Genomic DNA, 24,424 nt, shown 5'->3' with positions numbered 1-24,424 from the left:
TTATTTAGAATATTTTGCCATTGCAGCTTGCTCTTTAGGTACCACAGTTTTTCCAATTGGCGCCAATGAAATATACGCCAGTTTGAGGTGCTGAATCGCAAATGGGATACCAATGATGGTCACAAAACACGCCACCGCTGACAGGATGTGGCCTATCGCTAACCAGATACCTGCAAACACAAACCAAATGACGTTGCCGACCAAACCGAGCGGGCTGGTTCCAATGTCCATTTCATTGGTCAGTTCATCTCGAGCAATCGCCTCTTGACCAAACGGGAAGAAAGAAAAATTCCCCATCACAAAACACGCCCGCCCCCACGGAATACCCACGATACTAATGAAAGCCAGCAGGCCGAAGAACCACCACATCAGGCCCATGACAATGCCACCAAGCAAAAACCAAATTATATTGCCTATCGTTCTCATAACCTTATTTTCTCCTTTTAGAAAATCTTAGCCGAACACACTCTCATAATGTTCTACGGTCGGGAATGGATCATAAAAGTGATGTAACAGCGCTTTCCATTCCTGATACTCGGCAGATTGTCTGAATCCGACTTCATGGTCTTCCAAGGTTTGCCAATTCACTAACAAAATATAGCGCCTCGGGTTTTCTATGCAACGTTGCAATTGATGAGAAATATAGCCTTGCATGCTGGAAATAATGGCCTGAGCTTTTGAAAAGTTTTGTTCAAAATCTTTCTCCATATCCGGCTTCACATCCAGAATTGCGACTTCTAGTATCATGGTTTTTCCTTAACCTAAGATGAACATCAATAAAAATGGCTTATACCAAACCTTGCCAAACTGCCGTCGCACCACTGACGGTACACAGCATCAATGCTCCAAGACGAATCTTCTCTTTGGGTAGAGATTGAGTCGTTGCTAAAGCGAGTTTATAACCCAACCACGCAGCAGGCAGTAACGGAATACTGATCCACAAGTGGTGCATCGTCAAAAAAACCGCTGGCATTTGGATAATCAATGAAATGATTGAGCTGAAGACAAAAAAGGCCGACAAATTGCCTCTTAATTGATTTGCCTCCTGATGTTGTAACAGTAAAGCCATTGGCGGTCCACCAATCGCTGAGCTGGTGCCAAAAAAGCCAGAGAAGAACCCCGCAATACCCATACGGATTGGGGTCGGTTCGATACGAAAAGGAAGAAGGCTCACCGTAACTGCCAGCAGTACCAACAGACCAAGCCATAATGCCAGCAGATCGGTAGACACCATCACCAGCAACACACCACCCGCTATAGAGCCCGGTACACGACCAATTAAGGCCATCTTAAGCCCACCGATCTCGACATTAGCTCTATGTTTCAACGCGTTAAGAATAGAAATGTAAAGGGCGACTAAACAGATAGGCGCGGGAACATAATCAGGCGAAACAAGGAACAGCAGCGGTGCGGCAACAATCGCTAAGCCAAAACCTATCGCTGTCTGTACGAATGAGCCAAGGAAGATCAGAAAGGCAGCAGTCAATGCCTCTGCCGTTATCCATTCAGCAAACATATTGATAAAAACCATTGTAATCAAAGGCCTTCATCATAATCTAATTTGCGCTCTAGCACGTTTTTATTTTTCACAACACGCTGGCGATAGGGCTACAAAGTTTCAATATGCTCTAAATAATGCTCTGCTTTTTGCAAAATCTCACTTTGTGCCTGTTCCTCCAGATTGTCCCAAGAGCGATAAATAACGCCAATACGCGGATTTTGCGTAAGCATTTCTCTGTGTTTGTGCATGAAACGCCAATACAAGCTATTCAACGGGCATGCATTATCCTGCGTTTTTTCGCTATGGTTATAATGGCAACCTTTGCAGTAATCACTCATTCGATCGATATACGCGCCACTCGCAGCATAAGGTTTAGTTCCTACAATGCCACCATCCGCGAACAGAGCCATACCTCGGGTATTAGGCATTTCTACCCATTCAATCGCATCCACGTAGATACCGAGATACCACTTATCAACCTGGGCTGGGTCAATCTCCGTTAACAAACAGAAGTTGCCCGTCACCATAAGCCTTTGAATATGGTGCGCGTAGGCGAAATCCAACGATTGCCCGATAGCTTCCTTCATACATGCCATTTTTGTTTCCCCAGACCAAAAATACTTCGGCAAGTGGCGCTTAGCGTCGAAATGGTTGTGCTCAGCATAGTCTGGCATATTGGCCCAGTAGACACCTCGAATATATTCCCTCCAACCAAGTATTTGACGTATAAAACCTTCTGCCTGAGAAATATCAATGTCTGGGTTTGACTCATACGCTGACAGCGCACTATCAATCACTTCAAGAGGGTGAAGCATTTTGCTGTTTAAGGCGAAGGACAATCGACTATGGTAAAGCGACCATTTTGATTCATGCACCTGCGTCATTGCATCTTGAAACCGACCAAAGTTAGGTAGGCATACGGAGCAAAAGTGGGCAAGAAGCGTCAGACTTTGATTGCGGTTAATCGGCCATAACAACGGGCCTTCAAGTTGCCCTATGGTGCTGATATTGTGCCGCTCAAGCGACGCTCTAATCTCGGTGACATCATTACCAAACAACAGAGGGGTCGGCAAACGTTTTATATCCGCTGTTTTGAGTTTGTTGCGATTGTTCGCATCGTAATTCCACTTTCCACCTTTAGGTTTTCCATCATCCATTAAGATACTGAAATTTTTCCGCATTTTACGATAGAAGTGCTCCATCATAATGTGCTTTCCTTGAGGAAAGTGCTGCTCAATCTGCTCAAAGGGAAGAAGGAAGTGTTCACTCTCTGTACGTTGAATACGGCAGCCTTGTATCTCTATTTCATTAAGGAGCGTTGCTAAACGAAACTCATCTGGTCTTTGATACTCGAACACTGCTGCACCAGACTCTTTGACATAGTGATGAACAAGTTGCGAGACATCAGAGAATTCCAAAGTTTGGTCCAGATTGAGATGCAACACTTGGTGTCCGTCTTGCTGAAGCTCACGCGCAAACGCTCTCATTGCAGCAAAAAATGCACACACCTTTTGCACGTGATGCCTAACATAAGTAGCTTCTGGGTGAAGTTCCGCAATCAAATACAACACTGACTGGTCAACATCTTGAAACCAAGAGTGACGTGCATTGAGCTGATCACCAAGAATGAGACGGATAGTATTAAAGGTCATTTTACTTACCTCCTGATTTTTCTCTTCTCAGTGTATACGTGAAAAAACAGGAACTAAGACATACGTCGGATAAATTATTGCGCTATTGCAAGCTGTCGAACAGGCTTGTCGTTAATTGGCAGGTGAATAATCGCCGCAGCAAACGCGAGAACAACCGTCGACCACCAAATGGGCTCATAAGAACCGTAGTAATCGTAAATACGGCCACCAGCCCAAGCCCCTAAGAAGCTGCCGACCTGATGAGTGAAAAATACCAGCCCGTAAAGAGTCGATAGATACTTAGCGCCGAAGATCTGCCTCACTAAGCCAGATGTCAACGGCACCGTACCTAGCCAACAAAAGCCAATGGCCGCACCAAATATCGCCGCTGTGTGCTCTGTGACTGGCAACGTCACAAATGCGCCAATCACTATGGTACGCATCAGATACAGCGCAGACATCACATGGCGTTTGCTGAATTTATCGCCCATCACTCCCCAAAAGTAAGAGCCGAAGATATTGAAAACCCCGACGTAGGCGAGTGCCATCGCAGCCGTTGAGGCTGGTAACTGTTTGTCTGCCAAATAGCTAGGCAGGTGCGTCGCAATGAACATCACATGGAAGCCACAAACGAAGAAACCAAGATGGATCAGCCAATAGCCTCTATGAGAAAACGCTTCTTTTAACGCCTGCTTAAGCGTTAAATGATCTTCCTTTGTTTCACTGGCAGAGTTTCCTTGGCTGGCCGCTGTTTTCGGTGCTCGCATAAACAATGCAAATGCGATCATTGTTGAGCAAAGCATAGAAAAGCCCTGCAGTGCCCCTTGCCAACCCAAATCACTCAGCAACAATTGTGCCCCAGGAATCATGGCAAACATACCAAATGAGCCAGCAGCAGTGGTCAAGCCAAATGCTTTTGCTGCGTGCTCCGCTGGGACAACTTTAGCAACGGCGCCAAGAACAATGACATAGCTGGTTGCGCTCAAGCCTAAACCAACGAGAACACCAAGTGTCCAATAAAGTGTTGAAGGCTCGACAGCGATGGAGGTCAAATACAAGCCGACGCCATACGCGATAGCACCTGCAATGATGATGCGTTTAGCACCCAATCGGTCGGCAGCCATACCGACAAACGGCTGAAAGACACCAAAAAGCAAATTTTGCAGTGCAATAGCAAAGCTGAAAAATTCACGTCCTGTTTGAAAATAATCGGAAACCGGCATCATAAAGATACCAAATGATTGCCTGATACCCAGACAGATAACCAAAATGGCGATGCCTAACCAGACCATGGCTGGAAAACGGAAAATGCTCATGAACTTACCTTAATGATGGTGATGATGAGAATGGTCACCGGACATATCATGACTTTGCTGGTGGCAACCGCTATTGATCGCCTGCTCCGCTAACAGTTCCATCAGACGCGGTGACTGATGGACGGTCAACAGAGTTAGGCAAAGCAATATCGTCATTCTCACGAGCTGAGCAAAAAGTGATTGAGAAAACATAATTCATAGTCTCAGCAAGAAAACAAAAGAGCGCGAAGTGTATTGAGCCTCTCGTGATGACTCAAATGACATTTTCACAATGGCTCTATGCATGTTAGTCATAGAGTTATTGTGGATTCCTCAATCACCCGTTACGCCACTGTTTGGCTACTTCAATCGCATCGGTTAACCCGTGCCACTCAAGCAAGCTTCTTTGGTATTCCGCCGCTTTGCCTTGAAGAGAAAGGCCGTAACGTTCGAGGCGATAAGCTAAGATCGCATAGAAGGCGTCAACCATGGTCGGCTCATCGTACATAAACGGCAACCGAGCCTTAGCAAAAATGGTGTTGATACGCGTGAGATCAGAGGACAGCTCTTGCATAGGAAGTGGGTCAACATCCGGTTTATCCAGAGTAAACGCGCAATACGTTCTCAATGCAACAAAACCTGAGTGCATTTCACAGCATAAACTCCGTGCTTCTGATCGTTGAGACTCGCTTTGAGGTAACAATTTCCCTCCCGATAGCTCGTTTAAATACTCACTAATGGCAAGCGAATCATGGATTACACAGTTGTTATCAGTAGTGAGTGCTGGTACGAGCCCTGTCGGAGACATCAGTTTAAGCTGTTCTTTCGCCTCAGGTTTCGTTAGATCGATCACCTGAGTTTCCATCTCTATTCCTGCAATGTAAGCACATATCCAAGCGCGCAAAGACCACGTAGAATCTGTTCCAACCACTAAGCGCATATTTCAACCTCCTGTTTGACCAGATCAAACCCTTCATCAAGCCAGCCTGTGACTCCACCAATCATTTTTTTCACAGGTCTACCAAGTTTTGCCAAACGAATAGCCGCCTTCTCGGTGCCATTACAGTGTGGCCCCGCACAATACACCACAAACTGTGTGTCTGGTGGAAAGGCACTCAGGCTCTTTTCATTCAACCTCGGGTGAGGAATGTTAATCGCTCCCTTCACGTGTCCTTGCGCAAACAGCTCATCTCCTCTGACATCGAGCAACACAAAATCCATACGATCATTGCTGATGGCATGGTGAACATCCCAACAGTCTGTTTCAAACTCCAATAGCCGACTGAAATGCGCCAGCGCACGCTCGCTACTGGCGGCTGGAACTCTAGTTACTGCACTTGTCATAACATCTCCTTGTTTGTCTTTTGAATCATTATTGCGTTCAAATGAGCAACTCAACACTGGCCTAAAAGTCAATATTCGATAATAATCAGCCAAAGACTATCGCTCACTAACGAGTTTTCAGATGATCAAAGTTGCCATTCTTGCCCACTCTCACATCACCTTGTTTGAAATGTCCTGCGCTGCGGAACTGTTTGCCTTGCCTAGACCAGAGTTCGATCCTTGGTATGACTGCGAGATCATTAATATGGAGAATAAAGACTTTGAAAGCACAGGCGGTGTTACGCTCAGGACGAAATTCGTAGAGAGTTTAAAGAGTTACCACACATTGATCATTCCCGGCTGGCCGTCTGGAGACTACGCGATTCCTACCCTGATCCAGCGCGAAATTCGTCAGTTTGTCGCTGATGGTAAACGCGTTTTGTCGCTCTGTTCAGGCTCTTTTTTACTTGGGAAACTCGGACTGCTTAAAGGACGTAAAGCCACCACACACTGGATGTATGAAAACGCATTTCGTGAGCAGTTCCCTGATGTCGAATACCAGAAAGATGTACTTTACGTATTAGATGGACAGATTGGTTGTTCAGCTGGAAGTGCATCTGCCCTCGACCTTGGTCTGGCGATTATCCGTCACGACTACGGCTATCAGATTGCCAATCAGGTCGCGAAAAGGCTGGTCATATCTTCCCACCGAACAGGCGGACAAGCGCAGTTTGTTGAAACACCCATGCTCAAAGTTCCAGGCACATTTTCACAAGCTATCGCCTGGGCGTCTGCGAATCTGGATAAAGCCATCACTGTCGAAGACTGGGCTCAACAAGCCAGCATGTCTCGACGTACTTTTGATCGTAAATTTCGCGCCAGTTTCAGCCTTTCCCCTAAAGAGTGGCTGATCCAACAGCGCATCGAAAGGGCAAAAGGCTTGCTGGAAACTGAATCCCTACCAATCGAACAATTGGCTAACCAAGCAGGGTTTGATAACGCCGTTACTATGCGCCATCATTTTCGCCGCTTGGTGGGCGTTTCGCCGCAGAAGTACAGAGCGCAGTTTGGTCAAAACTGAGAGAGAAATTGACCTTAATCAAACGTATGGCGTTTCTATCCTTTGTGACGATGTGAAAACGACAACGCGCTGATAGCATGGCTGACGTCGTTCACCACCGAAGTCAGCTATGGATGCAAAAATGAATCAGGTGCTATTGGAAATAGCCCTCAACCTGAGCTCTAACCTCAACAGCGAAGCCCAGTATCAGCATTTGATTGATGGAATTGATCGGGTATTTCCATGCGATGCCAGCGCGCTATTCATTTTGGATCAGGATGGATTTCTCACCCCCGTTGCGGTGAAAGGCTTGTCCACCAGCGTCCTCGGTCGACGGTTCTTTCCTCAAGCGCACCCGAGGCTGGAAGCAATCATGGCAAGCAAGCAACCGGTTCGGTTTAGCGCCGATTGTGAGCTACCAGATCCCTTTAGTGGTGTACTACTCAGCGAAGAAGCAGAGCTAGATGTGCATGACTGTCTTGGTTGCAGCTTATACGTGGATGGACAACTGGTCGGCATACTGACACTGGATTCGCTCAACATCGGTGCATTTGACGCCATAGAACCAATGACCATTGAAACGTTTGCAGCACTGGCGGCTGCCACGTTACGCAATATTGGCCAAATTAAAGCGCTCAAAGCACAAAATCGCAAACAGCGCTCTGTCACACAAACCCTGATTCAGCAAGCTCGCTCAAAACAGGGTGAGATGGTCGGTCTTAGCCCTCAAATTCAACAGCTTAGAACCAATATTGCCACCGTCGCTCAATCAGATTATGCCGTTCTGATCACAGGTGAAACGGGTGTAGGGAAAGAGTTAGTGGCTCACAGTGTCCATGCGCAATCAAGCCGCCGAGACAAACCAATGATTTACGTTAATTGCGCCGCTTTACCTGAAGGCTTGGCAGAAAGTGAGTTGTTTGGCCATGTCAAGGGCGCCTTTACCGGAGCCAACAGCTCACGAGCAGGTAAATTCGAGCTGGCCGATGGTGGCACCATTTTTCTTGATGAATTGGGAGAGCTACCTTTAGTTCTGCAAGCAAAACTGCTGCGTGTGATTCAGCAAGGTGAGCTGCAGCGGGTGGGTAGTGACAAGCATTTACTGGTCAATGTCAGAATCATTGCGGCAACGAACCGTTCACTTGAAAATGAAGTCGAACAAGGACAGTTTCGCGCTGACCTGTTCCACCGTCTAAATGTGTTCCCAATTTCCGTTCCAGCGCTACGTAAGCGCGAGGGTGATATCCCTGTTCTTGCTGGTTATCTTCTGGAAAAAGTTCGCAGCCAGTTCAACATCCCTAACTTGCATTTACATCCAAAAGCACTGGTACTTTTGGAAAAACAGAGCTGGCCTGGTAATGTACGAGAGCTGGAGCATACGCTAACCCGCGCAGCGTTAAGAGCTATTCAGGAACAACAGCAGATTATTCACATCAATCACTTTGACGGCGGCTTCGAGAATTCGGATGTAAAAAGCACATCACATTACCTGCCGCAAAGTAGCCAAGGAATGAGAGATCTCGTTGAGTCTTATCAGAAAGACCTCATTGTACACGCACTGAAAAAATCGAATCGTACTTGGTCTAAAGCAGCAGAGTTTCTACAAATGGACCGTGGTAATTTGTACCGAATGGGGAAAAAACTAGGCGTTGACGCCTAAGTTCAATAACACATAGGTAGGCCCGCAGGCCAACCTGATCTCTCACAACCGTCTAACAAGACTAAGCCAAAGAAAGTGTCGCCTTCGAACAGCCCCCTTTCTGGTGTGATTGCCTTAGTTTTTCCTTAGATAAACAATGAGTTCATCAACAGCTACTTGAGTAATTGTCCCGTCCTCACGACATTTTATCGCTAGACTGTTTTCGGCTCGCTCTTTGTCTCTCACTGCAAGCACATATTTCAGCCACGTTGTTGAAATTTCAATCTCCCAACGACTGAGTTGTATCGATCATTTTGAGTGCCTGCTGATAGAACACTTCGATCAAAACTAGAATCGAGTCATGCTCTTGCCATGTAAACCTTGAGATACGACCTTGGTTTTGAATGAGTCCACACTGCTTCGAATATTCAATTGTAGGAAGTGAACACTCAATAAATTGATAAGGGCTACGCTTAACCGATTGATAGGAGAAAAGCAGTTGCTCTCCCAATGATTGACCTTCTAAGCCGCAATACGCAGCGACTGTCTTTTCATGTTTAGAAAACAAAGTTGATTTAGCCCAAACCAAAGGCAAAGCACCATCACAAAGTATCACTTCCCGAGTGTAAACCGGGCTTTGTCTAACCATACGTATTGGTTGAATCTGGAAATCTTCACTCGCAGAACGTAAAACCTGTGTCAGTGAGCCCAAGCCTTTCATTGCTTGAGGCACTACTGTTGAGTCAATCACGCGGAAATTCATGCGACGTCCTCCACAACCTTGTCTCTGAGGTCAGGGACTAACTTGAAGCACAATAGGCTTACTACACCAATTAAACTAGCCAGCAATAGGAAAAAACGCTCTGTGCCAAACAGGTTTTGCAAATCGAGCACGAAGGCGCTCAACGCCTGCCCGAGAAAATAGAACATCACAAAACCGCTCAGCACGGATGTTCTCAGCGCTGATATGCTCGTCTGAATAACTAGGTGAGTGAGCACTGGCAGCAATAATCCAAACCCAATACCTGTGCTGACTAATACTATGTACGCGCGCCAATCATATTGTGTTTGCGACAACGCCCAAAATGAGGTGGTGAAACACATGAAACAAAGTGCCATGACCAGTTTCTCACCATAGTTGATGACGCCATGTCTAAAGAAATACGCTACGAAGGCTGACAACAAACTCATTGCCCCCATCGCCAACCCCGTTTCAGAGCTGTTGAAACTTTGAGACGTTTTCAATAGATAAGGTAAGCCAAGCAATACTAGGTAGTATGACAACATACCCACACACCCAAGTAGATAAAACGGCAAGACCGACCTAAAGCCCAACCAGCCTAGTTTAGGCCGAAATTGAGTACGCACTTTTTTACTTGGGGGAATTCCTTTTAACGACAGTGCGAGTGTCAGCAAAGCAATCAGGTAAATAGTAAAAGGCAATCGCCAATGCAAAGAGGCTAACCAACCGCTGGCAACGACAAAAGCAATCCCTCCAAGGTTGACTGCAATGGCCTGTTGAGAGATGAAATGCACTCTTTCCTGACCTGAAAAGTAGTCGCTAATCAACTGGTTGATCACCGTCATGCAGATGACGATACTTGCCCCGAAAATGACTCTTCCAACAAGCAGCGCTGCTAATGAATCCAGCCACAAGCCACTACTACCCGCTACTCCATAAAATCCAAGCCCTAACATTAAGCTTTTCTTCTCCCCCAAGTGGTCAATCATACGACTCACAAATGGCGCAAAGCCAATGACCGCAATAGCGGGAAGCGTCATTAACAGTGAAACGCCGAACGGGTCATCAAACACATGGTTTAGTTCAGTCAAAGACGGCGCAATCGCAGCATTGGCCATAACGAGTAAACTGCTACCAAGTAGTAAACAGGCTCGGGTTAAGCTAGGAACTGATGAGGTTTTCATTATTGGACTTAAGTAGGGCTGACATAGGCCAAAGGTTAGAAGTTTTCACTCAAGCCAAATAGCGCAAAATTGGCAACACAGCGTTGCTTTGGATATAGGTTTCAATATGTTATTAAAGAATCAAACTGAGAGAAAAAGCGGATAACATGGACTGGAACCTAAACGATCTTCCGATATTTATTGCCGTCATCGAAACTGGCAGCGTTTCAAAAGCAGCAAAAAGGCTTGGCATTCAAAAATCCAGTGTCAGCCGAGGCATAAACAGATTAGAAGAATCGTTGAATATTAAACTGCTTGAGAGAAACAGCCGGCATCTGAACCTGACCTCAGACGGAGAACAGCTATACAATCAACTTAAGCCGCTGATGCAGAACCTGTCTGCAATCAAAGAGCAAGTTCCATCGCAAAGTCTATGCGGCAATCTCCGCATCGCAACTACGTTCGCCTTTTCTCGGGAAATATTGTCACCTAACCTTAAGGTCTTCACCGAACGTTACCCCGATATACAGCTATCTATTCGCAGCATGTCGCACCGTGCTCACTTACTGGAAGACAAACTTGATCTCGCGATTCAGCTCGGTGATTTAGCCCCTTCTGGTTTTTATGCCAAAAGGCTCACTGTTGTGAAATTACTCTGGTTCTGCACACCTGAATACTTGCTGGAGAATCCAGAGCTCCAATCGGCTACGTTGGACACTTTGCAGCAGCACGTCAGCTTTTATCACGATCAGGAAAACAATCAGTCGATGCTGTACTCAACAATGCCTGATGGCAGTAAACAAACCATAGAGTTTAAACATGCTAACCAACTGGATGATGTTCTTCTGGTACGAGATATGGTCGCATCTGGTAGTGGCGTTTCCCTGCTACCTGACATTTACTGCCGTCAATTATGTCGTGAAGGCAAGCTAGTACAAATCGCCCGTGAACTTAACGTTTTACCGCATGTGAATATTTCAGCCGTTTACGCTAGCAAAACCACCCATTCCCCTCGATTAAAAGCCATGCTCAACTTTATGGAGGAAATCACCGCACAGTACGCTGGCGAGTGTTAAACGTAAACTCGCTAAGAGCTAGGTATTGAGAAAACATCAAAAACGCCGACTATGTAACTAATTTCATTATATAAATCATGCCATAATAGTGCTTCACACCACCATTTTATGGACTGAAATGACTGCAACTCAATACCTCAAAGATCTTAACCAGCGTTACCTAGACGTTCATCGTACCAAAGAAGATTTGTTCTGGGACACCTACATGGGGATCAGCAACGAACATGATCGTTTTGCCACTGCGCAAACCGCATGGACTCACTTCCTGAGTAATGCCGATCAGATTTCTGACATCGAACAACAGCTCAGCACGCTCAATGAAATAGCCGACTTAGAAGAGCGTAAACAAACTCAAATAGGGCTTGAAGGCTGGCTAGCCACTTTCCGCTCACACGCTATCGAAGGAGATAAAGCTCAAGCACTCAAGACAGAACTGATAGCATTTGAAACGGAACTATTTGAGAAAAAACAAAATCATGCACTGGTTTACGTCAACGAAGGAGGAGAACAAGTTGACGCCTCTTTACCAGCACTACGCTCAACCATAATGGCAAACGATAATGAAGCCGTGCGCCAGTCAGCACATCAAGCATTGTTAGATCTTGAGCAATGGCTACTTGGCAATGGCTTTATCGATTTAGTCAAGCTGCGCAACCAGTTTGCCCGCTCGTTGGGGTACGACAATTTCTTCGATTACTCAGTACTGAAAAACGAAAAAATGACCACCGCTGAGTTGTTTGCCATTCTGGATGATTTCGAGCAGCGGACCAGGCAAGTTAATCTCACCAGCTTAGATAAACTCGCCAGTGAGAAAGGCCAAAATGCGCTCACAGGTTACAACTTCAATTACTCTTTTTCTGGCGATTCGATGCGTGAGTTGGATCCATACGTTCCGTTTTCCAAATCACTTAGGCGCTGGGTAGAATCTTTCGGTCGGCTGAACATTGATTACTCTGGTGCAGAACTCACTCTGGACTTGCTGGATCGTCAAGGTAAGTACCAAAACGGTTTTTGCCACGGCCCGATACCTTCGTTTTATGACGACGGGCGATGGATAGCAGCCAAGGTCAATTTCACCAGTAACGCAAAACCCGATCAGATTGGCAGCGGTTATGATGGCATCAACACCCTTTTCCATGAAGGGGGACATGCCGCCCACTTTGCTAACGTCAAGATGAACTCACCTTGTTTTTCTCAGGAGTTTGCACCGACGTCCATGGCTTATGCCGAAACTCAATCCATGTTCTGTGACAGCCTGCTGAATGATGCTGACTGGCTGAAACAATACGCTTTGGATGCGAATGGAAATCCAGTTCCAGACGAGCTCATCCAATCGATGATCAATAGCAGCCAGCCGTTTAAAGCGTATCAGGAACGCAGTATTTTGGTGGTGCCTTACTTTGAGCGAGCCTTGTATCAGCTTAGCGATGAGGAACTGACGGCACAGCGCATTACAGCATTGGCTCGTCAGTGTGAAAAGCAGATTCTGGGACTAGAATGCAGCCCTCGCCCATTGATAGCGATTCCACATTTGCTTTCTGATGAAGCGTCCTGTGCTTATCACGGTTACTTGCTTGCCAACATGGCCGTCTATCAGACACGCGCTTACTTCCTCGACAGATTTGGCTACCTGACTGACAACCCTGAAATCGGCCCTTTGCTGGCAGAGCATTATTGGCGTGCAGGCAATCACTTATCCCACAATGACACCATCAAGAGCCTGACGGGTGAAGGCTTCAATGCCAAGTATCTTGCCGAGGCATGTAGCCTCACCGCCGATCAAGCGTGGGAAATTCAGAAACAAAAGATTGCTGATTTAAACTCCCGTGAACGAACCGATACCAAACCGTTGAACGCAAAGATCAATATTGTTGATGGTGCTGATTGCTTAGCTGACAACGCTACCTCCGATGAGCTGATGTGTAAGCAGTTTGAGGACTACATAACAAAAACATACGGCTGTTAATCTTCCCCATGAGCCAGATTCAAGTCTGGCTCATCTCCCATTCAATGGAGTTGATGTTAAAAGCACATCGCACGCTCCAGCTCACCCCATCATGACAATTACCGTCTAACTATCTGTTTTACTCGCTTATCCTCAGCTCAAAATTCATACATTTTACTGACTATCTTATTTACTATTTGGCTCTTCTCGGCATTTATTGATGTATTATTTACATCACCACCGTTGTCATCTAGACAACAAATCCATATCCAAACAAGGGTAAACTCATTAAATATCAACTAGTTAAATAGTGGCACGCTCTCTGCAGTTATAGCGCTAAACAAATCCAAGCGGCGTGACCGCATAAAGACTATTACTGGAGAAGCGCAATGTTCTGTATTCAATGTGAACAGACTATTCAAACCCCAACTGTTAAAGGTTGTTCTTTCGCCCAAGGCATGTGTGGCAAAACATCTGAAGTTTCGGATCTACAAGATGTACTGGTCTATACCCTTGAAGGTGTCTCGTACTGGGCAGAACAAGCTCGTCGCTTTGACATTATTGATGACGAAGTTAATCAATGGGCGCCAAAAGCCTTCTTCTCGACCTTAACCAATGTGAATTTCGATCCTGAACGTATTCTTGAACTCGCTGCACAGGCTGCGCAGTTTAAATCCCGACTTAAAGAGCAGACACTCGCTGCGGCAAAACTGGCTGACGTTGAACTTGAGCCCGCACCTAAAGTCGCTAATTTCGAGTTACCAGCAAGTGCTGAAGCGATCCTCGAATTTGCTCCTCAGGTTGCGGTCAACCGTGGCTATCAGGAGATCAGTGAAGATGTGATTGGTCTACGTCTGCTGTGCCTTTACGGCCTGAAAGGTGCTGCCGCTTACATGGAACACGCACGCGTCTTGGAGCAAACCAATAACGATATTTACGCTGAGTATCATGAAATCATGGCGTGGCTAGGCACTGATCCAGAAGATCTTAACGCTTTGCTTGAATGTTCAATGCGTATTGGTCTGATGAACTACAAAGTTATGGAAATGCTGGACCTTGGTGAAACCACTGCTTTCGGCCACCCAGAGCCAACTCAGGTCAACGTTAAACCAGTTAAAGGCAAATGTATTTTGGTTTCGGGGCATGACCTGCATGACCTAGAGAAAATTCTTCAGCAAACCGAAGGAACCGGAATCAACGTTTACACCAACGGTGAAATGCTCCCTGCACACGGTTACCCTGAACTGAAAAAATACCCGCACCTGGTCGGCAACTACGGCAGCGCATGGCAAAACCAGCAGAAAGAATTTGCTAACTTCCCTGGCGCGATTGTCATGACGTCTAACTGTCTGTTGAACCCGAACATGGGCCAGTACTCAGATCGTTTGTTCACGCGTAGCATCGTTGGCTGGCCGGGCGTTGCACACATTGAAGGTGATGATTTCAGTCAGGTGATTGAGTGTGCACTGGCGCAAGACGGTTTCCAACACGATGAAATTGAACACATGATCACCGTAGGCTTTGGTCGCAATGCGTTGATGAGTGCAGCCCCAGCAGTGGTTGAGCAGGTCAAAGAAGGGAACATTAAACACTTCTTCTTAGTTGGTGGTTGTGACGGCGACAAAGCAGAACGTAGCTACTACACCGATTTCACCGCCAGCGCGCCTGAAGATACTCTGATCCTGACACTGGCCTGTGGTAAGTTCCGCTTCAACAAAAATCAGTTTGGCGACATCAACGGTATCCCTCGCTTACTGGATGTTGGTCAGTGTAATGACGCCTATTCAGCCATTCAGCTTGCCCTAGCATTGTCGAAAGAGTTTGACTGCGACATCAACGAACTGCCGCTAACACTCGTGCTGTCTTGGTTTGAGCAGAAAGCCATCGTGATTTTGCTCACTCTGTTCGCACTAGGTGTAAAAGGCATCTACACAGGCCCAAGCGCACCTGCATTCCTGACCGATAATCTCATCCAAATCATTCAGGATAAATTCGACATGCGCAGTATCGGCAATGTTGAAGACGATCTGAAAACTATCCTAGCAGCTTAATCCCTGCCTTTTGATAGCCCAGTCAGTTTGTATGGCTGGGCTCTTTTACTTGTGAGGAATTATGATTCGCGAATGGCAAAACAACCAACCCGCCCGACTTCGTTGTGTTGATAAATGGCAGGAAACATCAGATACCGTCAGCTTGACGCTGACCTCTGACACTCCCTTACCAAATGGATTTGATTTCAAACCGGGTCAGTTTATTTCGTTAGGTTTTGAGTTCGATGGCAAGGTGGAATACCGCGCGTATTCTGTTTCTTCGTTACCGGGGGAATCGCATCTTAAATTGACCGTCAAACGAGTCGAGAATGGCTTGGTATCCAACTACATCATTGACCACTTCAATTCCGGAGACAGCGTCTTGGCACTGGCGCCGACTGGACCATTCAACAGCATCGATTGCCCACCGAAACATAAAGTGGCTTTGCTCAGTGCAGGTTGTGGCATCACACCTGTCATGTCGATGGCAAAACATTGGCTGAAAACCAAAGCAGACGTCGAGATAACCTTTATTCACATGGCGAAAAGCGCTGCTCAGACTATCTACTTTGATGAGCTGGAGTCCATGGATGCGCAATACCCAAATTTCCACCTAAAGTTACTGCTTAAAGACAATACAGGCACACGCCACCCGCAAGGGCGGCTCGACAGAGAGTGGTTAGCCAAACTCTGCCCGGACCTTAACCAGCGCACAGTTTATCTCTGCGGACCAACTCTGTTTATGCAGGATATGGAGAGCAACGCGTTGGCACTGGGGGTTGAGGCGGCACAATTCCATCAGGAAAGTTTTACCCCTATCGAAGCTCATAATGAAAGCTCGTCGGATGGTGTTGTTCAGTTCGAAGTGCCAGCGTTTGGCGTATCAACAGAAGTCAGCCAAGGCGCTACCTTAGCTGACGTGCTGGAAGAAAACGGGGTGCCAATTATTATCGCCTGTCGCAGCGGCATGTGTGGATCCTGCAAATGTAAAGTGACTAAGGGCGAAGTCAGCCGCACCAGCACAGAAACGCTGACTGAAGAAGATCTCGCCAATGGTTATACCTTAGCGTGTTCTAGCCAAATTCAGTCAGATGTTGAAGTGGAACTGTGCTAGGAGCCATCAGCTTTGCTAGAGACAAAAAAACAGCCCGCTAAGTTAGACTTAGCGGGCTAATTCATCAAGCAATGTCAATCAAGGTATCAGAAGATCCAATGTGCGACCAATACAATGATTGGCAGCGTAACTAGAGTTCTTAGCAGGAAGATAGCTACCAACTCCAAAAAGTTCACAGGGACTTTACTGCTTAGAATCACAGAACCCGTTTCTGACATGAAAATCAGCTGAGTTACAGACAACGCTGCCACAACAAACTTGGTCAGATCAGCATTAATCGTCGACGCTGCGATGATCGAAGGTACATACATATCAGCAAAACCAACAAGCATAGTTTCTGCCGCCGCAGCCGCTTCCGGAACATTCAACGCGTTGAGCAGTGGAATGAACGGTGCACCCAGTAATGAGAATAATGGCGTCGTTTCAGCGACAACCAGACCTAAAGTACCGATCGCCATAACCACAGGCAGAACGCTGATTACCATATCCAGTGCATTGTGCACACCTTCTTTAGCAACCGCCCCAAGGCTTTTCACTTTGCTTGCTCTGTGCAGTGCCAACTTCAAGCCAAAGCCCATAACCGACTGACCCGCAGGCACCAATTCGTCATTACGATTAGGCTTAGTACCATCAATGTACAGGTCTTTCTTATACGATAACGGTGGCAGATACTGGATCACCATCGCGGCAATCACGCCAGACAAACAGATAGAGAAATAGAACGGGACAAAGAAATTCTCTAAACCAACCTGGGTTAATACCACCAGCGAGAAAGAAATCCCAACCGGAGAAAACATAGTCGCGACAACCGCTGCTTCACGCGCAGTGTATTTTTTATCTTCATATTGTTTACTGGTCAGAATCACCCCAACGGTGCCATCACCTAGCCAAGAAGACATACAGTCAATCGCAGCACGACCTGGCAAACGGAAAACCGGACGCATAAAACGGCTCAGAACAGTACCGAGCAACTCAAGCAAACCAAAGTTGAGTAACAGTGGCAACAGCAAACCGGCCAGGAAGAAAGTCACCAGTAAAGAAGGCAGAAGATCATTAAGAACCAGCCCACCCGTGTTGCCGTTCCAAATCACTTCAGGCCCGATCTGATGCAATGCCATCAGAGTGAACACCGCACCTAGAACTCGAACGACTAGCCAAACTGGCGTCAGAACAAACAGTCTTGTCATCAATGCAGATTGAGTCACAAAAGTTGGCTTGATAAGACTGGCAAGAATAGAAGCGACCGCAGAGAAGCAAATCACAGCGGTGACGGTTGGTAAAATCGCATCCCCAAGGACCGCTTTGACGCCTTTCGCCATCAGCGCTAGCGGAAAGGTGAAGTTGCCATCAATGGTTAACGGTGCAAGGAAAAAGAAAAGACCCAACAAAGACGGAATTGCAAACATCAATATGTTGCGACTGTTTTTGTGGTTCTCTTCGGCTAAAAGTGTATCGCTCATCTGACTGCTCCCTAGATGATTATATTTTCACAATTAGTGAATAAGTTCTCTTTGCCGTAATTATAACGACAAAGATTTCACACTCAAGCAAATAATGAAAAATAATTCACTAAAAACGCATAATAATATAAATCAATACGTTATGGAGCTAAGATAATTGGTGGCATTTTGTACGCACGTGCTTAACAATAACCACAAACTCTTTAATTACCCCCTTTTATATCGAGTGTGAATATGATTATTTATGCAACAACCATAAGAGAAGTTATTCGAGTAAGCTCGATAAATAGAGTTAGCGGATAATAGGTATCTGAAATGAAAACGTTGCCCCCCCTGTTAAGGTCAACTCAATATCGCGAACCATTTCAATCAAAAAAGCACTGCCATCAATTTCCAACTTCTGTTCGTCTACGATCTCAAACAGCGCTTCTAAAGCCGCACTGTAAGCAACATCAGAAATCAGATACACCTCAGCGCACAGGTAGTACCCTTCAGGAATCACAAAATCATAGAGAGCTTCATCGACTTGCCAATCACCAATGAAAGTCTCAATTTGGTCCCATACTTTTTCAAGTTGGTTAGTCGGCGTTGCGCCGAGTAGATTGACAGTTTTTTTGCCATAGATTTCGATCACTGAATCCCAGTCAGGATCTTCCAGAGCTATCTTTTTCATCCCTCGCTGAGGGTACCAAATCAACTCAGTCGGCATAGACTTGGCCAGCTCATTCTCAATCGACTGCTGAGCACCGGGATGAGCAAGCTTAGCGATAAAATCAGCGGTCTCTCGCGGTGTGGACTCATAACCCATTTTGCGAATTTGTTTCGCCGTCACTCCAAGCTCTCTCTTTAAAGCCTTGCCTAAGGCTTGTGAAGAAGAGAAACCACAATAGTGAGCAATCTCCATCACACTCCAGGGTTCATCATTGAGCAGCAGATTCACCGCGACTTGCAATCGTAATCGGCTAAGATACTGCCCCGGCGTCTCATGAAACAATTCGCTAAACTGACGATGGAAATGATAAGGAGATATAGCGCTCTCTGTAGCAATTTGCTCCCACGATCTGTGTTCTGCCAGTTCGTCATGCATCAACTTCAATGCGTGAGCAAAGCGCTTTCTAAGATGCTCTGGTAGTGGTTCTAATAACGAAATTTCGGGCACCAGTTTAAATGCTGGTTTCTCTTGCTGTGACATAGATACGGGCCTCACTGGGGCGACCAGATCACTATCGCCCGTCAACCGGATAAAATCAATCACGCTCAGCATTAGGCTCCCTTTAATGCTACTTCATCTTCGACAGGCTTTGCCGCTTTACGACTGGTCATCCCCAACAGTATTGGGATCAGAAGCAGGGTTACCGCCGTGGCAAATAGCTCACCAAACACCAATGAAACCGCCGCAGGTTTTAAGTACTGCGCTTGCTCAGCGGTCTCACTGAGTAGCGGCAGCAAACCACATACCGTCGTAATAGTCGTAAGGAAAATCGCCCTCAATCGACTGGTTCCAGCCGTCACTAAAGCCTGTTTAAGCGGCACACCGCTGCGATACTCAGCGTTAAAGCGCGTGATCAGTACCAATGAGTCATTGATCACTATGCCCGTCATTGCCATCATGCCAAACATAGACAGCAAACTGATTGGCAGATCCACCAAGTAGTGACCGAAGATAGCGCCAGCAAAACCAAATGGAATTACTGCCATGATGATGAACGGCTGCCAATAAGACTTCAGCGGAACCGCCAACAAGATGTAAATCAGCAGAAGGGTCAAAATCATTGCTGAGCGGAAGCCATCTGAGACTTCACCAATCTCTTCAAATTCGCCGCCTGCTTTGATCCGAACTCCTGGATACTGCTGATGCAGCGTTTTGATCTCAGAGCTGAGCTGAGCCATTGTCTGCTCAGGCGCCTGAACGTCTCGGTTCTGCTTCCAATAGAGGTTTACCACTTGCTCACGATTACGTCGGTAGAGTATCTGAGGCTCCTGCTCATGACGAAATTCAGCAATATCACCGAGTAAGACACTCTTTCCTTCAGACAGTAACACCATCGTCTGCTCAAGCTGAGCGAGGGTTCTACGTTCTAAACGAGGATACTGCAACAGCACCTTGGTTTCTTGGCCTTGTTCCAACAAGCGATGAATTTCTCGCTCACCAAATGCCTCACCCGCCAATCGCGCCAACTTGTCTTGCGTCAATCCGAGCTGCTGACCGTATTCATTCAACACTAGCCGCACCTGAGGCTGGCCGCTTTTACCGTCATCATATATATCCGCTACGCCAGGCAAAGCAGCCAGTTTGTCCTCCAATTGACTACTGACGCGCTTAGCAAGTTCACGGTCACTGGATGATATCGAGATGAATGTTCCACCAGCAGGCGCTTCAGCCGCACTAAACTGAACTGAATACGCTCCTTCAATGCTCCCAGTATGAGTACGCCAACTATCGGTCAGTAAATTACCCGGCAAGAGGCTCAGGGCTTCACTGGTTAGCTCGGCGGTCACTTCCACCTCTCCATAACCATCCGACCACGCAAGCAGGTTTACCACGGGTGGCAGGCTCAACGGGTAGTCTTGCATCAGCTCGTCTTCGACGTTGATCATCGCCTGTTCGATTTGATCTAAGGCTTTCTTTTGTAACGGCAAAGGGGCACCGTCTTCTAGCTCGACTTTCGCGGTAATGTATCGACCGGGGATTTCAGGGAAAATGGCACTTCGAATCGTCCCAGTCGACCACATGCCATACGCCAGTACGATCGCGGCGACAAAGCCTAGCAGTGATGCCAGTTTGTAATCCAACACCTTTTCCAAGGTGGGCTTGTACACTCTGAAATTGAACCACTCCAAACCGCCTTGAGCGACAGACTGAATGCGAGAGAAAATGCCATTAGATTTTTTACTCACGGACAACTGCGCTAGGTGCGATGGCAGAATGAACTTACTTTCAATCAGAGAGAAGATCAGCGCAAATATCACCACAGCTGAGAACCCAGCCAGAATCTTGGCAAAATCGTTGTTAATCCAAAGCATTGGCGAAAATGCCGCAATAGTGGTCAAAACACCAAATACCGTTGCAACGGAAACCGAGTGCACGCCGTGCCATGCCGCTTTGCGCCCGCTCGAATGTTTGCCTCGCTGCTCGTGAATGGCCTCGCCTACGACCACGGCATCGTCGACTAGGATCCCCAATACCAGAATAAAGCCAAACAACGTGATGTCATTGAGGCTGTAGTTAGCCAGTTGCATCGCCCCTAAGGTACCCGCGATGGCGACCGGTATACCTATAGCCACCCAGAATGCCAGTTTCAGCTCAAGAAAAATGCCCAGTAACACCACCACAATCAAAAGGCCTTGCCACGCATTATCACCGAGCCTGAACAGTTGCTCTTCAATATAGGGCGCCATATCTGCCATAGTGCTCAGCTCAATGTCTGAAGGCAGGATTTTGCGTTGCTCCGTCAAGGTATCCTTAATTGCATCGCTCACTTTGAGCAGGTTGTCGGTCTGGCTGGTGCTGATCAGTAGAGCGATTGCGTTGATGCCATTATTACGGACGATTGAGCCACTACGCTCATAGCCACGACTCAGCTTAGCGATGTCACCTAAATAGATGGTACCGGATGGACGAGAGACGATCGCCAGACGACGCAGCTTTTGTACGTCATCGGCGTAGCCATCACCACGGATGACCATTCGGCCCTTATCACTAATCAGCTCACCGGTGCGAGACTCGAGCGACATCTGTCCGATGGTGTTGGCTAAATCTTCCAGACTCAAACCCAGTTTCTTGAGCTGCGCTGGATCTGGCTCAATGATAAGTTGTGGCTTGCGACTTCCCCAGTTGGATACTTTAGAAATCTTGGGATTACTTTTTAGCGCTTGCTCGACCTGTCTTGCGATGGGTTGAAGCTGCTCATCGCTGCGTGGCCCCGAAACGACAACAAAGGCGGCCAAGTTAGTAAATTCATTTCTAACCACCTGCGGCTTTTCAGCTTGAGCAGGAAAACCATTGATCGCATTCACTCGATTACGTACATCATCCAGCAGCTTATTGAGGTCGGCGCTGCTGGTTTTGCGTACAACAACGCTCGACATACCAGCGCTAGACTGGCTGGTCACCTGTTTAATACCAGAAATGCCACTGATCGACTCTTCAATTCGCTGTGTAACACTCTCATCAATCTGTTTAGCTGTACCTCCTGGGTAGGCAACATTGATCACAATTGATGACGGCGCAATTTGCGGAAAGGACTCCACACGGAGTTGACCAAACGCCATAACACCACTGGCGATGATCGCGAGCATCAACAGATTCGTCCCTACCGGGTTGTTGATAAACCACTTAGTCAGCCAGCTCATTGATTACCCTCCTGCTTCGCGACTAATATCTGCGCAGCTTGAGGGGCGACTTTCTTCCCCGGTAGCATCGACAGCAGTGGGTATACCACCACCTTACGAGCCTTAGCGCTGTCCTGATCAAAGCGGGCATAAACCTGATTACGCGCTTGTCCTATTTGCGTAATCCACTCTTTCTGCAATCGGGTCTGCTCATCAATTGTCCAGACGTATCCATCTCGTGTGATCGCACTGAGTGGCAAGGTCACAATTTCAGGCCGTAAGCCGAGACTAACGATGACTTTCACCTGTTGATTAGGCAGTAAACGAGTCATTCCTTGATAAGGTTCGCGAACAGACAAAACCACTTGTCGCTGACGTGTGGTTGGATCAGCCTGCGGCGAGACATATCGAACCTGTGCCTGCCACTCGCTGCCATCTCGATTCACAATTTTAATCTCAGGTTGATTCAACGCGGATTGCACCTGTTGCCAGTGAAGTTCCGAAACAGGCAGCTCGACATCCAGTGAGTCGCTGGCGGCAAGTTCAAAAGTCACCTGCCCAGCTTCCAACCATTCACCGGGGCTGATGTTACGACGCATGATCACAGCATCAAACGGCGCTGCAATACTTGCTTCCTCAAGCAACTTTGCTGCACTGGTGTAAGCCTGTTTGGCCTGCGCCAGCTCTGCCTTGGCTGCCAACACCTGTGGCTCACGGCGAGCAAACGGTGAGCTTTTGGTCGGTGATAACATTTTTAACGCGACCGTTTGTTCGTGCTGTGCCTGTTTAAGGTTTAGCTCTGCCTGCCTAACGCTGCTGTTCGCCTGAGCCAGATTAGACTCTAAAGCGCTGGTGTTGAGCTTCGCCAACAAGGTCCCTTTTTTCACCAGTACACCCGGTTCGATATCGGGGTTGAACCACGCTAACTGAGCGCTGCTTGAAGCCTTAAGTTGAATCGGCCAACGCGCAGTCGTGGTTGCCAGCAAAGTCAAACTGGAATCGTGATCTTCCGGCGTCACTTGCAGTACTGAAACAGGGACTTTGATCGGCGCTTTTTGCTCAATCACAACTGGCTGAGGCTCTAAAACATCCACAATCACCAATGCCGCGAAAATTGCCCCGCAGCCAGCTAATATTGCAAGCGTCTTTTTAAATTTCATAGGGCTTCTCCTCTACAGCCAATTGAGCGGGGGTTTGATTTAATCGTTGACTGATCTCCATCAGGCGCGACAAGGTTTGCAGTGTGATAGGCAACATCACTGCCGTTTCCACGAATTCCAGTGAGTAAGTTACGATGGAAAAAACCTGACCCACAGTAGGATCAGTAAGAATGCTCACCATCCAAAGATTGGTTAGGACTGCGGCAAATAAGACAATAAAGATCAGCCCATACATCAGCGCTTCAGTGTCGGACAGCTTGATTTCACAGCGTTTCAAGCGTTCAAAGTGTGTTCTAAGCGCCGCGAAAGGCTGGCCGCTGAGTACGCGAACCTGTTGCTCTAACTGATCGTTTAACGCGCTGTTAAGTCGCGTAAAGGTTTGATGGAACAGACCACAAATCAGCAGCATGATCAGCCCCGCGACCAATACGCATAATGCAAGTTTGATATGAAAAGTGGCGAGAATGACAACGGTAGCAACCAACTGCACAACGGCCGTGATAAGAGATGGTAAATCGTCCTCTAGAAAATCTACCAGCTCGCGGGACATGGACAGTCTGGCATCTTTGACCGACACCGATTGGCCGCGTAAATTACGCTCAACCAAATTGGACAACCGCACTCGGATCCCGCCATAAACGCGAGTATCGTAAAAACGACGAGCGACACTGATGACCACCAGTACAAACAAGATCGCTGCGAACATAAGCAACGGCTGCAAATTTTGCTTAAGCACACCATCAATCGCAAAACCGATAAACAGCGGCAGCAAAATCATAAATACGTTCTCAGCCAGAACCATCAGCCAAGTAAACATGACTTTAATGGGACTCAGCCGGATAACGGACCGAAGTGTGATGGGTTGATTGAACAGCATTATTGACCCCACAAATGAATGTGGCGCCAGTATTACCAATTATTAACCAGAAAAAGTGTCCCAGATTGCTGTTTTG

Annotated in this window: 21 protein-coding genes; 6 read left to right on the top strand and 15 right to left on the bottom strand. The window is 47.0% G+C overall.

Annotated elements, in window-relative coordinates; translation table 11 throughout:
* The 8 genes from CTT30_RS16840 to CTT30_RS16805 all read right to left on the bottom strand — a co-directional run bounded on the left by CTT30_RS16840 (position 1) and on the right by CTT30_RS16805 (position 5,771).
* Positions 1-426, bottom strand: coding sequence for a YccF domain-containing protein (locus CTT30_RS16840; RefSeq protein WP_252037201.1), 426 nt, complete (start codon positions 424-426; stop codon positions 1-3).
* 27 nt (positions 427-453) lie between these two features.
* Positions 454-747, bottom strand: a complete 294-nt coding sequence (locus CTT30_RS16835; RefSeq protein ID WP_252037200.1) for an antibiotic biosynthesis monooxygenase family protein — start codon at positions 745-747, stop codon at positions 454-456.
* 40 nt (positions 748-787) lie between these two features.
* The gene (locus tag CTT30_RS16830) at positions 788-1,516 is read right to left on the bottom strand and encodes a sulfite exporter TauE/SafE family protein (protein ID WP_252037199.1); all 729 of its coding nucleotides are present in this window, start codon (positions 1,514-1,516) and stop codon (positions 788-790) included.
* Positions 1,517-1,608: 92 nt separating this feature from the next.
* Positions 1,609-3,153, bottom strand: coding sequence for a cryptochrome/photolyase family protein (locus tag CTT30_RS16825; RefSeq protein ID WP_252037198.1), 1,545 nt, complete (start codon positions 3,151-3,153; stop codon positions 1,609-1,611).
* A gap of 74 nt (positions 3,154-3,227) precedes the next feature.
* Complete coding sequence (locus tag CTT30_RS16820; RefSeq protein WP_252037197.1) at positions 3,228-4,448, bottom strand: MFS transporter; 1,221 nt, start codon at positions 4,446-4,448, stop codon at positions 3,228-3,230.
* Between the two features lie 9 nt (positions 4,449-4,457).
* The gene (locus CTT30_RS16815; RefSeq protein ID WP_252037196.1) at positions 4,458-4,640 is read right to left on the bottom strand and encodes a hypothetical protein; all 183 of its coding nucleotides are present in this window, start codon (positions 4,638-4,640) and stop codon (positions 4,458-4,460) included.
* Positions 4,641-4,764: 124 nt separating this feature from the next.
* Complete coding sequence (locus CTT30_RS16810; protein ID WP_252037195.1) at positions 4,765-5,367, bottom strand: glutathione S-transferase N-terminal domain-containing protein; 603 nt, start codon at positions 5,365-5,367, stop codon at positions 4,765-4,767.
* The gene (locus CTT30_RS16805; RefSeq protein WP_252037194.1) at positions 5,358-5,771 is read right to left on the bottom strand and encodes a rhodanese-like domain-containing protein; all 414 of its coding nucleotides are present in this window, start codon (positions 5,769-5,771) and stop codon (positions 5,358-5,360) included. Before CTT30_RS16805 ends, CTT30_RS16810 begins: the two co-directional genes overlap by 10 nt.
* A gap of 121 nt (positions 5,772-5,892) precedes the next feature.
* Between CTT30_RS16805 and CTT30_RS16800 the strand changes: the two genes are divergently transcribed.
* Together CTT30_RS16800 and norR are read left to right on the top strand one after the other, a co-directional pair.
* The gene (locus CTT30_RS16800) at positions 5,893-6,831 is read left to right on the top strand and encodes a helix-turn-helix domain-containing protein (RefSeq protein WP_252037193.1); all 939 of its coding nucleotides are present in this window, start codon (positions 5,893-5,895) and stop codon (positions 6,829-6,831) included.
* Between the two features lie 109 nt (positions 6,832-6,940).
* The gene (norR, locus tag CTT30_RS16795) at positions 6,941-8,470 is read left to right on the top strand and encodes a nitric oxide reductase transcriptional regulator NorR (protein ID WP_252037192.1); all 1,530 of its coding nucleotides are present in this window, start codon (positions 6,941-6,943) and stop codon (positions 8,468-8,470) included.
* A gap of 259 nt (positions 8,471-8,729) precedes the next feature.
* On the opposite strand, the gene CTT30_RS16790 is transcribed toward norR, so the two are convergent.
* Positions 8,730-9,212 (bottom strand): chorismate--pyruvate lyase family protein, encoded by a 483-nt coding sequence (locus CTT30_RS16790; protein WP_252037191.1) that lies wholly within the window; start codon positions 9,210-9,212, stop codon positions 8,730-8,732.
* Complete coding sequence (locus CTT30_RS16785) at positions 9,209-10,375, bottom strand: MFS transporter (RefSeq protein ID WP_252037190.1); 1,167 nt, start codon at positions 10,373-10,375, stop codon at positions 9,209-9,211. The genes CTT30_RS16790 and CTT30_RS16785 overlap by 4 nt, the downstream gene beginning before the upstream one ends.
* 146 nt (positions 10,376-10,521) lie before the next feature.
* Between CTT30_RS16785 and CTT30_RS16780 the strand changes: the two genes are divergently transcribed.
* From CTT30_RS16780 to CTT30_RS16765, 4 genes are all read left to right on the top strand, one after another.
* Positions 10,522-11,430, top strand: coding sequence for a LysR family transcriptional regulator (locus CTT30_RS16780; RefSeq protein ID WP_252037189.1), 909 nt, complete (start codon positions 10,522-10,524; stop codon positions 11,428-11,430).
* A gap of 118 nt (positions 11,431-11,548) precedes the next feature.
* Positions 11,549-13,396: a M3 family metallopeptidase gene (locus tag CTT30_RS16775; RefSeq protein ID WP_252037188.1), complete on the top strand. Its 1,848-nt coding sequence runs from the start codon at positions 11,549-11,551 to the stop codon at positions 13,394-13,396.
* 368 nt (positions 13,397-13,764) lie between these two features.
* The gene (gene hcp, locus CTT30_RS16770) at positions 13,765-15,426 is read left to right on the top strand and encodes a hydroxylamine reductase (protein WP_252037187.1); all 1,662 of its coding nucleotides are present in this window, start codon (positions 13,765-13,767) and stop codon (positions 15,424-15,426) included.
* A gap of 61 nt (positions 15,427-15,487) precedes the next feature.
* Positions 15,488-16,519 (top strand): FAD-binding oxidoreductase, encoded by a 1,032-nt coding sequence (locus CTT30_RS16765; RefSeq protein ID WP_252037186.1) that lies wholly within the window; start codon positions 15,488-15,490, stop codon positions 16,517-16,519.
* Positions 16,520-16,605: 86 nt separating this feature from the next.
* On the opposite strand, the gene CTT30_RS16760 is transcribed toward CTT30_RS16765, so the two are convergent.
* The 5 genes from CTT30_RS16760 to CTT30_RS16740 form a co-directional block, all read right to left on the bottom strand.
* A complete protein-coding gene (locus CTT30_RS16760; protein ID WP_040121942.1) occupies positions 16,606-17,979 on the bottom strand; it encodes a YjiH family protein in 1,374 nt (457 codons plus the stop codon).
* A gap of 292 nt (positions 17,980-18,271) precedes the next feature.
* Positions 18,272-19,243: a helix-turn-helix domain-containing protein gene (locus tag CTT30_RS16755; protein ID WP_370689723.1), complete on the bottom strand. Its 972-nt coding sequence runs from the start codon at positions 19,241-19,243 to the stop codon at positions 18,272-18,274.
* Entirely contained in the window at positions 19,243-22,332 is a 3,090-nt protein-coding gene (locus CTT30_RS16750) for an efflux RND transporter permease subunit (RefSeq protein ID WP_252037185.1), read from the bottom strand. The genes CTT30_RS16755 and CTT30_RS16750 overlap by 1 nt, the downstream gene beginning before the upstream one ends.
* A complete protein-coding gene (locus CTT30_RS16745; protein WP_252037184.1) occupies positions 22,329-23,471 on the bottom strand; it encodes an efflux RND transporter periplasmic adaptor subunit in 1,143 nt (380 codons plus the stop codon). The genes CTT30_RS16750 and CTT30_RS16745 overlap by 4 nt, the downstream gene beginning before the upstream one ends.
* Positions 23,461-24,348 (bottom strand): ABC transporter six-transmembrane domain-containing protein, encoded by an 888-nt coding sequence (locus tag CTT30_RS16740; RefSeq protein ID WP_252037183.1) that lies wholly within the window; start codon positions 24,346-24,348, stop codon positions 23,461-23,463. Before CTT30_RS16740 ends, CTT30_RS16745 begins: the two co-directional genes overlap by 11 nt.
* Positions 24,349-24,424: the final 76 nt, after the last annotated feature.

It is taken from the genome of Vibrio coralliilyticus (genome assembly GCF_024449095.1).
In the GTDB taxonomy this organism is placed as follows: domain Bacteria; phylum Pseudomonadota; class Gammaproteobacteria; order Enterobacterales; family Vibrionaceae; genus Vibrio; species Vibrio coralliilyticus_A.
The sequence above is the reverse complement of the archived record's forward strand: the minus strand, read 5'-3'. Positions and strand labels throughout refer to the sequence as shown.

Coding starts and splice junctions, on each gene's coding strand:
- CTT30_RS16840 (WP_252037201.1), bottom strand. CDS start 426: ATGAGAACGATAGGCAATATAATTTGGTTTTTGCTTGGTGGCATTGTC.
- CTT30_RS16835 (WP_252037200.1), bottom strand. CDS start 747: ATGATACTAGAAGTCGCAATTCTGGATGTGAAGCCGGATATGGAGAAA.
- CTT30_RS16830 (WP_252037199.1), bottom strand. CDS start 1,516: ATGTTTGCTGAATGGATAACGGCAGAGGCATTGACTGCTGCCTTTCTG.
- CTT30_RS16825 (WP_252037198.1), bottom strand. CDS start 3,153: ATGACCTTTAATACTATCCGTCTCATTCTTGGTGATCAGCTCAATGCA.
- CTT30_RS16820 (WP_252037197.1), bottom strand. CDS start 4,448: ATGAGCATTTTCCGTTTTCCAGCCATGGTCTGGTTAGGCATCGCCATT.
- CTT30_RS16815 (WP_252037196.1), bottom strand. CDS start 4,640: ATGTTTTCTCAATCACTTTTTGCTCAGCTCGTGAGAATGACGATATTG.
- CTT30_RS16810 (WP_252037195.1), bottom strand. CDS start 5,367: ATGCGCTTAGTGGTTGGAACAGATTCTACGTGGTCTTTGCGCGCTTGG.
- CTT30_RS16805 (WP_252037194.1), bottom strand. CDS start 5,771: ATGACAAGTGCAGTAACTAGAGTTCCAGCCGCCAGTAGCGAGCGTGCG.
- CTT30_RS16800 (WP_252037193.1), top strand. CDS start 5,893: ATGATCAAAGTTGCCATTCTTGCCCACTCTCACATCACCTTGTTTGAA.
- norR (WP_252037192.1), top strand. CDS start 6,941: ATGGATGCAAAAATGAATCAGGTGCTATTGGAAATAGCCCTCAACCTG.
- CTT30_RS16790 (WP_252037191.1), bottom strand. CDS start 9,212: ATGAATTTCCGCGTGATTGACTCAACAGTAGTGCCTCAAGCAATGAAA.
- CTT30_RS16785 (WP_252037190.1), bottom strand. CDS start 10,375: ATGAAAACCTCATCAGTTCCTAGCTTAACCCGAGCCTGTTTACTACTT.
- CTT30_RS16780 (WP_252037189.1), top strand. CDS start 10,522: ATGGACTGGAACCTAAACGATCTTCCGATATTTATTGCCGTCATCGAA.
- CTT30_RS16775 (WP_252037188.1), top strand. CDS start 11,549: ATGACTGCAACTCAATACCTCAAAGATCTTAACCAGCGTTACCTAGAC.
- hcp (WP_252037187.1), top strand. CDS start 13,765: ATGTTCTGTATTCAATGTGAACAGACTATTCAAACCCCAACTGTTAAA.
- CTT30_RS16765 (WP_252037186.1), top strand. CDS start 15,488: ATGATTCGCGAATGGCAAAACAACCAACCCGCCCGACTTCGTTGTGTT.
- CTT30_RS16760 (WP_040121942.1), bottom strand. CDS start 17,979: ATGAGCGATACACTTTTAGCCGAAGAGAACCACAAAAACAGTCGCAAC.
- CTT30_RS16755 (WP_370689723.1), bottom strand. CDS start 19,243: ATGCTGAGCGTGATTGATTTTATCCGGTTGACGGGCGATAGTGATCTG.
- CTT30_RS16750 (WP_252037185.1), bottom strand. CDS start 22,332: ATGAGCTGGCTGACTAAGTGGTTTATCAACAACCCGGTAGGGACGAAT.
- CTT30_RS16745 (WP_252037184.1), bottom strand. CDS start 23,471: ATGAAATTTAAAAAGACGCTTGCAATATTAGCTGGCTGCGGGGCAATT.
- CTT30_RS16740 (WP_252037183.1), bottom strand. CDS start 24,348: ATGCTGTTCAATCAACCCATCACACTTCGGTCCGTTATCCGGCTGAGT.